We start from the raw sequence: 11,497 nt of genomic DNA on the forward strand, positions 1-11,497 counted from the left end.
CGCTCCGGTCAAGCCCCGCCCCGGTCTATTCAACGCGCTCGAAACATCGCCTCGACCGAGGCCCGCTCTCCATCAGCAGCGCCCGTCGCGCTCTGCGCAGGCGGCTGCGACACAGCGCTCGCCGGCGCGGGTGCCGGCCATAACGACAGGGCCAGGGCCCCGATCAAAAAGATCATCAACCCCAGCGCGGCCAGCTGTGGCTGCGGCTGAAGCGCCGTCTTCTCCCCCTGCATACACGCTCCGTGTGCACACGTGTTGACGCCGGACATCGAGTGGTCCGCGTCGCCCGCATGAAGATGTCATCCCTGAGACTACCTTTAAACGTAATCACGACACCGCCCACCACGGAGCCAGCTTTGACAGACCTTTATCTCGGCCCGGGCTGCCGCGCTGCACTCCCCGGTGACGCCGAAGCGATCGCCACCGGAATCTGGATGCGCCCCTCCCCGCTCTGGGAGCATCGGCTGGTGGTCGCCGGCTGCTGGCGCGCGCTGGTTATCGGTGAGCCCGGGGCGATGTCGGCCGACTGGGAAGGGCTTCTCGACGCTTATGGACGCGGTGAGGGACTGGCGCTGAGCCGAATCCCCGGGGTGCACAGCGGGATCTTCTGGCGAGAGGGCCACAGCGCGCAGGGCTGGTGGCGCGATCGCTTCGGACGCATACCCTGGCAACACCGCTGCGCGCCGGACTTTGCCGCCAGCACCGATCCCGACCTCATGAGCGTGCTGAGCGGCGCCGACGGCTTGAATCTTTTGCGGATCGGCGACTTTCTGGCCGGCGGACAGGCCAACGACCGCGCCGACTTTGCGCTGAACGTGGAGCGATTGCGCCCCGGAGAAGTCGCGTATCTCGGGGCCCACACCACCCTCACCTTGCAAAGCTGGTGGCGTGCGCGCCCGGGCGTAGGGTCCACATCCCGGCCGACGCCGCAGCGCCGCGCCGAGGTGGCCCACAGGCTGCGCGCGCACCTGGAGCGCGGTGCGCTCGCGCTGGATGAGCCGGGCAGCTGGCTTGCGCTCAGCGGTGGGCTGGACTCGGCCACGCTCCTGGGGTTGAGCCCCCATCCGGCAAAGACCCGCACGCTGACGCTGGACCTTGATCCTGGCGAGCGCCGGCGCGCCCGGGCGCTGGCCGAGGCGATGGGTGCGCGCTGGGAGCCCCTGCCCATTGAGACCCGCTGGCCTCTTCGACTTCCGGCCCAACACCTGAGCGCGGCCGGCTGGGGGCCGCATGCCCACCCCGACCTCGGGTGGTTCTCCGATGCCCTCTCTCAGCTTCGATCCCGGCTCAACGAACCCCTCCTGACCCTGGTCACAGGTCACGGCGCCGACGACGCCCTGTGGATCCCGCCCCGGGTCTGGCTCGACGATCGCTTTGAGCACCTTGCGCCGCGCGATCTTCTGGCCGCGGCCCGCCACCTGGGGCTGAGTCGCTTGAGCGCCCCCGCGCTCGGCGCCGCGCTGCAACGCCTGGGCCTGCGTGCGGCCCGCGAGCACCTGCGGCCGGCCCCCGCCCCGACGCCCCCCTGGCTTCTGTGCCCGCCATACGCCTCGCCAGCCGGCATTGAGCCCGCCTCCAGGCGCTTTGCGCGCTTTCGCGCCGCGCGCCAGCACACCTGGAACTGGGAGCTGATCATGCGCAGCCTGGCCCGCATCGCCCGTCAGGCCAACCTGCGCCTTCTGACTCCTTTCCTTGATGCCGAGGTCTGGGACTTATCTTTAGAACTATCCCCTGCCGAGCTGGTTGAGGGGGGACGCCAGAAAGCGCCGCTGCGTCGCCTCGGTCGGCACTTACCCTCGGAGGTCAGGCGGCGTCCAAAGCTCGGAAGTTTCGACGCGCTCGTCGAGCGCGGGCTGGCCGATAAGGAGCTCAACCGCGCGCTGCGTCTGATGACCCACTCGCAGCTCGCCAGACACCGAGTGATCCATGAAGCCATCTTCCAGAAAGCCCTTGCCGACTACCTGGCGCGCCCCCTCTCAGGACCACCCTGGCGCGGCTCCTGGGAGATCTGGCGAACCCTTGCAGCCGAACTCTGGCTCCAGAACCAGAGCCGGTGGGCCGCAGCCGATGTCACCTGATGCTTCTCTGTTGGAGGTTCCTATGTGTACGCCGCAACCTGGCCATCGCTTCGATCGCCGTGCGCCCTCAACACCGCGCACCGACGCCACCTGCGCCTCAACCTATCAGCCCCCGCGTGTCGAGCCCCTGGGCTCACTCAAAGCCTTGATTCGGGGCGCAACCTCCAAAGGTGTCGATGCCACCGGCGGGGTCGATCTGGACATGCCTTACCCGGGCTGATGACAGCGCTCATTCAACAGCAGGCCAGCCCACCACGGGCAGCTCGCGAAGCGGGGAGCTGTAAAACTCCAGCAGCTCCCCCTTTCGTTTGCCAAAGACCCGCAGGTAGCGCTCGGTCTCTTCGCTGTTGAGCTCCGCCATCAACGCCCGCAGGTAGCGCCGTGTGTCCTGCACATGATCCGGTGCGACCAGAAAGGTGCAGTCGCTGGAGACCACCGCGCCGCTTAAGTCCAGCGCAAAGCAGGGATGTTTTGCGCGTCGCGGCACCACCAACTTCGGCGTGCGCATCGCCCGCGCATCGCGCGGCCAGTGCAGCCGATACCAGGGCATCTTTCCCAAACGCACCTCGCGTCGCGCCTCAAGGATAGGCCGGTAAGGCCCCAACACCGCCTCAACCGCCGGAAGATGCGCCGCGTCGACCTCCCCATCGAGGTAGAGCATCCAGGCGTGCGCCACCTCGGTCTCATAGGTCCGCCCCGCCTCCAACCTCCCGGATCGCAGCACCGGCCGCACATAGGGCAAAAGCGGCTCCCACCGCTCGGGAGGATGCGCGCTCTCACTTAAAAAGATCGGCGCGCCCACCTCCCAGCCATACTCACCTCCAAAGTTGCGCTCGTGACGCCGCGTCACCCGATCCGCACCGCTGACAACCCCCTGAAAATCACGCACCAGCTCACCGAGGGGCCGCCCCTGGCGTTTTCGGCGAGCGCCCCACCCCAGCACCTTCGCGTCGGCGCGCGGGCTCCAGCGAGCCTCACCGAGGCTCTGGGGCTGTACCTTTTGCCAGCCTGCAGACGCATCGCCCTGGGTACCGTCCAAAATAACCTCCGCACGCCAGCGTGGCTCGCGCAGCGCCTCACCACGGCGAAACGCGCTGAGCAGCACCTCCTGACCCGGCGTCGCATCAAAGACGCCCCGGGCCTCGCACCACGCAAAACGCTCCATCGCCCCGCGCTTTAGCAACCAGGCACGCAGCCGGCACGCGCCGTCGGCCCGAAGCCAGTGCGGCGGCGTCAGCCAGGCGGCCTGCCCGGCGGGTGCCAGCATCTCCACCGAGCGCGCCAGGAAGTAATAGAGAAGATCGGCGCGCGTGCCGCGCACATCTTCAAATCGCGGATGCGCGCGCAGCACCGCGGCAAGCGCCTCCCCGTGCCCTTTCTCCGGGACGTAGGGCGGGTTCATCACCACCGCAGCCACGCGCCCATCCAGTGCATCGGGCAAAGGGGCCAGGCCATCACCCACAACGATGCGCACCCCGGCATGTTCGCGCCCGCGGCGCGCGTCCAGAAGTCGCAATGCGGCGACCATCGCCAGCAGCGGATCACGCTCCACCCCTACCAGCGCCCGCCGGGGCCAGCGCCTGTCGGCGGCCAGCAATAAGGCGCCGGCGCCACAGGCCGGATCGACGATCGGCCCGGGCGTCGCAAGATCATCCAGCAGTCCCACCAGGCGCTGCGCCACCGCATCCGGCGTAAAATGAACGCCATGGGCCCGCCGCGCCTCATCGCTGAGATACCCGTCCCACGCCCCACCTTTCTCCCGATCTTGAACCTCCCCTTTACGCCCCTCGGCCGCCGCCCCCATCACCGCGCCAATCATCGACGCTACGTCTCCCTCCACCACATCGGCGATCGCCTCCCCAACCTCTTCCAGCGCGCAGCCCCACCGTGCCGCCGCATCACGCACCGCCGAGGCCAGCGCCGCACACAGCAACTCAGACCCCAACCGGGCCCCCAACCCCTCGACTTTTTTCTCCCCTTTCACGGCTCTTCCTTGCCTCGACACTCTTCCCTTTCCTATGCTGCTAGAGAGCATGTTAACGGCATTATTGGCAGCTTCGGCCCCTGTGCTCCGGCCTCCCGAACTCCTCCGGCATCACACACTATGACGACGCTCTCCCTCTCGACACCGGGCACTCGCCTGGCCGACCGCTACGAGCTCACCGAAGCCATCGGCGAGGGCGGCTTCGGCATGGTTTACCGCGCCCGTCAGCTCAATGTCGACCGAGACGTCGCCATCAAAATCCTTCCGCCGCGCTTCGCGTCGGTCGATGATGTCGTCGAGCGTTTCCGCCGCGAGGCCCGCCTGGCCAGCCGTCTTCAGCACCCCAACACGATCACGGTTCACGACTACGGGCAGCAAGACGATCTCTTCTTCATCGTCATGGAGCTCCTCCGCGGCCAGGACCTCGCGGACTGCCTCCAGGAGTCGGCCCCCCTCGATCTTCCCCGGGTCCTGCACATCGCTCGCCAGACCCTGGGCAGCCTCCAGGAAGCCCACGACCAGGGCATCGTCCACCGCGACCTCAAGCCCGAAAACATCTTCCTCACGCAGATCGGCGACGATCCGAACTTCGTCAAAGTCCTCGACTTCGGCATCGCGAAGATGGCCCAGGGAGGCCTGGAGACGCCCACCGAGCCGGGCGCGCGTCAGCTCACCATGACGGGCTCGACCGTCGGTACGCCTCCCTACATGTCGCCGGAACAAGCCGCCGGCGAAGAAGTTGATCCGCAGACCGACATCTACGCGCTGGGCATCATTCTGTTTGAGATGCTCAACGGCCACCCGCCTTTCAGCGATCCCAACCCGGTGAAGGTGATGCGCGCGCACCTCTTTGAGCCGCTCCCCGTCTTCTCCAACGCCGCGCTCCGAAACACTCGCCTGGAGTCGGTCGTGCGGCGCGCGCTGGAGAAAGACCGCGCGAACCGCTTTCAAAACGCCGCGGAGCTCCTCGACGCGCTCGCACAGCCCGACCTCACGCAGCGCGCGCCGGGCTTTGCGCCCCTGGGCGGCGGACGCGAGCACACATCGACACCCACACCCGCAGCGGCGTCCACGGGGGAAAATCACGCCGAAGACGCCGTCCCCTTTGGCGATATGCGCCGCCAGCCCGTCGAAACGCCTCCCCCGGGCATCACCCGAGGTGGGAGTTCTTCGACCTCATCGATCATCACTGTGCTCGAGCCGCCTGCGCCGCGCGATGAGGTCATTGTGCTGACCCGCCGCAAAGAGCACCCCACACCGATCGCCGCGAGCTCGCGCCAGCCCACGCCCGCCCCCCACACCGATCTCGAAACGCCCCACAACGCGCGGCCTCAGCAGCCGACCCCGGCCCCCGCAACCTCCCCCGACGATGTCTGGACCTGGGCCGATGACGCCACCCCCGACGCCAGCGGCTCGCAGCTGCTCGTCTCCCCCTACGAGCGCCCCCAATCGGGCGGCACCGGCCTGAAGTTCGCGCTGGCGCTCACGCTGATCATCGCGCTTGTCGCGCTCGTGATCCTCGGCGCCCTCGGCCACCTGCCCCTCTAAAATTACCAATTACCGCCATTCAATCGCCAGGGCCCCCTGCCCTGGCGACCCTCCTTCAGATCAAATCGAGCTGATTGCGCACCTTGATATGCGTCAGCCTCGAGGTGATGTCGGCTACCACCATATTGATGGCGATATCATTCTTGCCGCCGCGCGGGATGATCACGTCGGCGTAGCGCTTGCTCGGCTCCACAAAGCTGTAATGCATCGGGCGCACCGTGCGCTGGTACTGCGAGATCACCGACTCCAGGGTGCGACCGCGCTCGGCCACATCGCGCTCCAGACGACGGATAAAGCGAATATCATCGTCGGCGTCGACAAAGATCTTCACCTCCAGAAGATCGCGCACCCGCGCATCGGCGAGCACCAGGATGCCCTCGACGATCACGATGGGTGCCGGCTCCACCTCCACCACCTCGGAGGTGCGGACCGACTCGGCAAAGCTGTACACGGGCTTTTTGACCGCCCGGCCCGCCGAAAGATCCTGCAAATGCTGAATGAAGAGCTCTGTGTCAAACGCGTCGGGGTGGTCGAAGTTGAACTTGCGACGCTCCTCTTTGGGCATCTCGCTCAAGTCGCGGTAATACGAGTCCATATCCAGGCAGATCACGTCCTCGTCGAACGCCTCCAGAATACGGCGCACCACCGTGGTCTTTCCCGAACCGGTGCCCCCGGCAATTCCGACTAAAATAGGACTTGTACTGCTCACGCCTGACCTCGTTTGCCGCTTCTCGCGTTGAAGGTGGAGGCGCAAACAGGCTCAGGGCCGCTCCACCGTAACCTCGTAAGGCTCACAGGATGAGCCTCCGCTTGCGCTGACGGCCAGATAGTAGAGCCCATGGGGCAAGTCAATCGCTAACTCCTCATCCGCCCCCGGACCGGCACGATTGACCTGGGCGACCCGCGCCCGCTCATCGTCCAGCAGCTCAAAACGCAGGTTGAGCCGGTTGGCCTTCACGCGCACGCGCACCGACTCGGTCTCGGGCGGCTGCCAGCCGAGTGGATCCGCTGTAGGAGCGGCCGCCCCGGGATCCGCTTCAGCGATCGCACCGGGCTCGGTGGCCTCCGGCGCAACCTGCTGCTCGCCGGCGGCGTCATCATCGCTGCGCGCACCCTCTTCACGTTTCTCAGCCGGGGCGTCGGCCACCGCCGCGACCTCGGCCGGTCCGACCAGAAACGCGTAGTAGTCCACGTCGCCCTCGGTCGACACAAAACCCACCCGCGCCGCGGTGGGCACAAGGCGGTCGGCCTCCTCCGGGGCGTCATTCGGCTCGATCTCCAGCCCCGGGGTCTGCGCCACATTGCGCAGCCGCAGCTCATAGTCGTAGGAGCGGTTGACCAGGCTGAAGTTCGACTCCGCCGCCCGCACTTCCACATCGTAGGCGCCCGGACCCAGCACGTGGTTGCATACCGTCAGCGACTCGCGGGGCTCTTCGGCCTCCATCGAAAACTCCCGCTCACCGCTCTCCACATCGGGGAGCCAGCGCAGCGCCAGGCGATGATCTTCTTTAAGGGGGTTGAGGGTGAGCTGCGCCACAACCTCGGGCGCTTCCTTCTCGGGCACCGCCGCCCAGGGATCGGCCTCAACCTGTGGCGCGTCATCCCCGGCGTCTGGCGAGCTCCCGTCGAGCACGTACTCAACCTCGTCGTGCTCGGGCGCCTCGATCACAAAACGGTAGCGGTCCACATCCCCGGGGGCGTGCAGGTAGGCGCGGACGACCTCCTCGAAGTCCACGTTCTGCGCGCCCGCGGCGCTGTCATTGGGCTCGCGCTCCACCACAAACTCCGGCTCGGGCGGGTGCTCGATCACGCGCAGCCGATAGCCGCGCTGGCGGTCGTAGGCCTCGCCGGCGGTGAGCACAAACCACAGGCCCTGCGCGCCGCTGGCCAGCGCGATGTTGGGAATGATCGCGGGTCGATCTTCAGCGACCGTCAGCTCCAGGAGCGCCGCCTCCAGCTCGGGCGCCCCGTAGATGCGCAGGGTTTGGGAAATCCCGGCCACCGAGCTGACCTCGAGCGTGTAGACCTTGCTCGGGTCCAAATCATCGGTCTTCACAAAGAAGATGTCGCGGTCCTGGGGTCGATCGTAGACCCCCTGCACCTCGCCAGGCACCGCGAGCGGAGAGGCGATATGAGCAAAATCGTTGGGCTCAACTTCCACCGCGCCCGCACTCAGACGCCGGCTCACCTCCACGCGGTACTCACCAGCGCTACCGTCGGCGCCGCTCACAAAAAAGCGCCGCCCCTCAGCAGGCACCGAGATCATCGGCACCGTCTCAACCTCGCCAGGACCGGCCACCTGATAGAGCAGCTCGGGAAAATCCCCCTCCCCCTCCACTTCCACATAGATGGCCGCATCCAGCGCGTCGCCGCTCGGAATCACGCTTAAGTCGACCAGCCAGCTCTCCCCCTGCGGGGGCTCAAGCACAAACCAGTCCACGTCTTCCGCGGGCTCAATCGCCCCGTGGATCGGGCGCATATCCACGCCCAGCGATAGCGAGGTGGCCTGAGCGATGCTGTCGTTGGGCTCGGTCTCGCGAAGCTCGGTGGTCTGCTGGCGCTCTTCGGCTGCGATCACCCGCTGGTCTTCGCCCTTGTCCATCAGCGAGCGCACCTTGCTCTCCACATCACAGCCCGACGCGCCCAGCGCCAGACCCAGAATCGTCGCGGTATAGAGGTGCGCTCGCATCATCTTCCTCGCTGCCTCACCGGCCGGTTGCTGGCCGGCGAACAGAGCTCGGGCTCACTTACTGGTGAGCCGCGTTGTAACGACGCACAAGCTCGTCGGTCAGGTTCATGCCGTCGGCCGCGTAGAGCACCGAGGACTCGGTGCGCTCCAGAATCAAGGTGTAGTTCTGCTCGCGGGCCATCGTGCGAATGATCGCGCGCATCTTGTCAAAGATGCCCTTGGTGGCCTCAGCCTCCTGCTGCGCGAGCTCGTTCTGGAGCTGCAGGTAGAGCTCCTGAAGTTCCTGCATCCGCCCCTGAAGCGCCATCACGCGCTCCTGGCGGGCCTCCTCCGAGAGCATCATCGCCTGCTGCTCAAGCTCCTGACGCATCTCCAGAACTTCATTCTGCTTGGTGTCGAGGCGTTCCTGGCGCTGCTGAAACTCGCGCTCCAGACGAGCCTTTACGCGCTTGCCCTCCTCAATGGAGTTGAGCGCCTCCTGCATATCGACATAGCCGATCTTCACATCCTGGGCGCTGGCCGTCGACAGCCCCCCCAGAATCACGGCGGCGGCCATCATCAACGCCACCATCAGGCGGCCCATCGACTTGCTCAGTTGCATGCTGCTCATCACGTCTCCCTTGGTCCAGATGATTCTACGACGCTCGGCCGGGGCTCCCCGCCGGGTCGTCTAAACTTAAAATGCGTTCTGAATGCTGAAATCAAACACCAGCGGCTTCTCACCCGAGAGCTTCTGCAGGGGCACACCCCATTCAAAGCGCAGCGGCCCGATCGGACTGAACCAGCGCACCCCGAAGCCCACCGTCGTGCGCAGCGCATCGGCGTAGCGGTTGGCGTCGTCGCTCATCAGGTCGAGCTTGAGGGTGAAAGGGGTCCCATCGTCAAATGCATTCCCCACATCCGTAAAGACCACCCCGGTCACGTTGCCCGCGGCGAGGATCGGAAACTCGACCTCGGCGGTCAGCACAAGGCGTTTGTTGCCGCCGTAGTGGAACTCGCTCAGCCCGCCCGAGGGGTCATCGCTCGACCCGGGCACGCGCCGGCTCGGTCCGAGCGTGTAGCGATCAAAACCGCGAATGGTGTCGGGCCCGCCTGCAAAGTAGCGCTCGAAGATCGGCACGGGGCGCTCCGATGAGGTGCTCGTGACAAAGCCCAGGTTGCCGTTGAGGCGCAGCACCATGTTCCAGAAGAGCGGGAAGTAGAAGCGCGCATCGAGGTCATACTTGATGAACTCATTCTCACTGGCCGTCAGCGTGCCATCGGCAACTTCAACCCGCGCCGAGTGGTACATCCCGCGCCTGGGGAAGATGCGGTTGTCGCGCGTATCAAGGTAAGCCCCCAGGCGCACACTGCTCGTCAGACCGCCCGTAAAGAGTGGCGAGGCCGGCTGCACGTTGGTGCCGGAGTAGCCGCCCGGCTCCACCTGAACATCTTCGAGCTTGTAGGTCAGCGAGGTTGAGAGCGCGTCACCGATCTCCAGCCCCAGCAGCTCGCCAAGCGGGTAGCCGAAGGTGAGGTTGCCCCCGGTCGAGACGCGCGAGAAGTCCTGGTAGAGGTAATCGAAGTTGTAGAGGTCCACCGCAAACTGCCAGCGGCTGCCCAGCAACCAGGGCTCGGAGAAGCGCAGGTTAAAGAGTCGCCGAATCCCCGAGGCCTGAATGCTCAACGCCAGCGACTGACCGCGCCCCAGCAGGTTCTCCTGGGAGACCTGCCCCTGGAAGATGAAGCTCTCCTGGCTGGAGAGGCCCGCGCCGATCTGGAAGGTGCCGGTGGGGCGCTCTTTGATCTCGATGCGCAGGTCCACCACATCGGGCGAAGACGTGGGCTGGCTGGTCACAGTGACTTGCTCAAAATAACCCAGGCGCTCCACACGCGCTCGCGACTGCTCGATGGCGCTGGCCGAATAAAGCTGCCCTTCCTCAATCACAAGCTCGCGGCGCACGACCTTATCACGGGTCTTTATGTTGCCCACGACTTCGATGCGCCCGATCGAGACCAGCGGCCCCTGCGTGATCGTCAGCGCCAGGTTCACCCGCGAGGGGTCTTCCTGGGTGGGAATGGGCTGCGGCAGCACGCGCGCGTTGGCATAACCGGCATCCTGATAAAAACGCTGGATGCGCTGAATGCCCATCTGCATATCGCCCCAGAGCAACACGTCATCGGACTCAAGCTCGATCATCTCGCGGAGCTGTTCTTCGTCCGCGAGCAGGTCACCCTGAATGTTGACCTCATTGAGGTAATGCTGGACGCCCTCATCGATGCGGATCGTCAGGTAGAGGTCGCGCTTATCACGTGAGAGTCGAATCGTCGGCTCATCGACCTGAACCTGCAGATAACCGTTGTGGTAGTAGTAGAGCACCAGGCGCTGCAGATCGTCCTGGAAGTCCTGCTCCCGGAAGTTTCCGAACTTCGTCAGAAACGACAGCCAGTGCCCCTCGCGGGTGGCCATGATGTTTTTGAGTTCGGCGTCTTCGATCTCGGAGTTACCGAGGATCGTCACCCGTTTGACGCGAACCCTGGAGTATTCGCGGATCTCGAAGGTGACCACCGCCAGATCTTCGCGGCCTTCCACGCTGTCGATCTCGTAGTCGACCTCAGCCAGGTAATGGCCCTTCTCGCGGTAGAGCTCCTGGATGGCGGTGGCGCTGCGGTTGATGTCGGCGAAGTTCGCGATGGCGAAGCGCTGCAGCTCCACCACCTCTTCGATATCTTCGGTGCTCACGGCGTCGTTGCCGCGGTAGCGGATGGCGTCGATCGCCGGCTTCTCGTCGACGATGTAAGTCAGCACCACCCCCTGATCGGTGGCGGTCGCGTCGACCCGGACATCATCGAAATATCCCAGCGCAAAGATGCGCCGAATATCCTCACTGACCTGCTCGCGCGAGAGGGCCATACCGGCTCGCTGGCGAGCGCGGTCGAGGATGGAGGCCGCCTCCACACGGCGGTTTCCCTGGACGCGCACCTCGGCGATGTCCTGGCCCTCGGTGCCGGCTTCGCCGCTCGGCAACTGCGCCGTCTGACGCGGCGCCACCGGCGCACTATCCAGAATCTCGGGGCGCTCCAGCTGCGGCATCCCCTGGGCGTGCAGCGCCGTCGGCATCCCGATCAGCCCCACAAGTGCGCATAGCAGCAGCGCCGCCCTTAGCTTTCCATCAACCATCACATCTGTTCCTGAGAGCATTTCGAAGTGGGCGCGCG

The 11,497-nt window shown here is 65.7% G+C and carries 9 protein-coding genes; 3 read left to right on the forward strand and 6 right to left on the reverse strand.

Features of this window, described 5'->3' with window-relative positions; genetic code table 11:
* Positions 1 to 29 precede the first annotated feature (29 nt).
* Positions 30 to 233, reverse strand: coding sequence for a hypothetical protein (locus tag FRC98_RS09080; protein ID WP_146980977.1), 204 nt, complete (start codon positions 231 to 233; stop codon positions 30 to 32).
* A gap of 123 nt (positions 234 to 356) precedes the next feature.
* On the opposite strand from FRC98_RS09080, the gene FRC98_RS09085 reads away from it, so the two are divergent.
* Together FRC98_RS09085 and FRC98_RS09090 are read left to right on the forward strand one after the other, a co-directional pair.
* Positions 357 to 2,078, forward strand: a complete 1,722-nt coding sequence (locus FRC98_RS09085) for an asparagine synthase-related protein (RefSeq protein WP_230467449.1) — start codon at positions 357 to 359, stop codon at positions 2,076 to 2,078.
* Positions 2,079 to 2,100: 22 nt separating this feature from the next.
* Complete coding sequence (locus FRC98_RS09090; RefSeq protein WP_146980979.1) at positions 2,101 to 2,298, forward strand: hypothetical protein; 198 nt, start codon at positions 2,101 to 2,103, stop codon at positions 2,296 to 2,298.
* 9 nt (positions 2,299 to 2,307) lie between these two features.
* On the opposite strand, the gene FRC98_RS09095 is transcribed toward FRC98_RS09090, so the two are convergent.
* A complete protein-coding gene (locus tag FRC98_RS09095) occupies positions 2,308 to 4,062 on the reverse strand; it encodes an N-6 DNA methylase (RefSeq protein WP_146980980.1) in 1,755 nt (584 codons plus the stop codon).
* A gap of 120 nt (positions 4,063 to 4,182) precedes the next feature.
* Between FRC98_RS09095 and FRC98_RS09100 the strand changes: the two genes are divergently transcribed.
* On the forward strand, positions 4,183 to 5,610 hold the full coding sequence (locus tag FRC98_RS09100) for a serine/threonine-protein kinase (RefSeq protein WP_146980981.1): 1,428 nt from the start codon (positions 4,183 to 4,185) through the stop codon (positions 5,608 to 5,610).
* A gap of 55 nt (positions 5,611 to 5,665) precedes the next feature.
* Here FRC98_RS09100 and udk read toward each other — a convergent pair whose 3' ends face one another.
* The 4 genes from udk to bamA form a co-directional block, all read right to left on the reverse strand.
* Positions 5,666 to 6,319 (reverse strand): uridine kinase, encoded by a 654-nt coding sequence (gene udk / locus FRC98_RS09105; protein ID WP_146980982.1) that lies wholly within the window; start codon positions 6,317 to 6,319, stop codon positions 5,666 to 5,668.
* Between the two features lie 51 nt (positions 6,320 to 6,370).
* Entirely contained in the window at positions 6,371 to 8,302 is a 1,932-nt protein-coding gene (locus tag FRC98_RS21445) for a hypothetical protein (protein ID WP_230467450.1), read from the reverse strand.
* 55 nt (positions 8,303 to 8,357) lie between these two features.
* Entirely contained in the window at positions 8,358 to 8,909 is a 552-nt protein-coding gene (locus FRC98_RS09115; RefSeq protein ID WP_146980983.1) for an OmpH/Skp family outer membrane protein, read from the reverse strand.
* A 66-nt stretch (positions 8,910 to 8,975) separates the two neighbouring features.
* Entirely contained in the window at positions 8,976 to 11,459 is a 2,484-nt protein-coding gene (bamA, locus tag FRC98_RS09120; RefSeq protein ID WP_146980984.1) for an outer membrane protein assembly factor BamA, read from the reverse strand.
* Between the last annotated feature and the right edge of the window lie 38 nt (positions 11,460 to 11,497).

Origin of the sequence: Lujinxingia vulgaris (assembly GCF_007997015.1) — a bacterium.
GTDB lineage: Bacteria > Myxococcota_A > Bradymonadia > Bradymonadales > Bradymonadaceae > Lujinxingia > Lujinxingia vulgaris.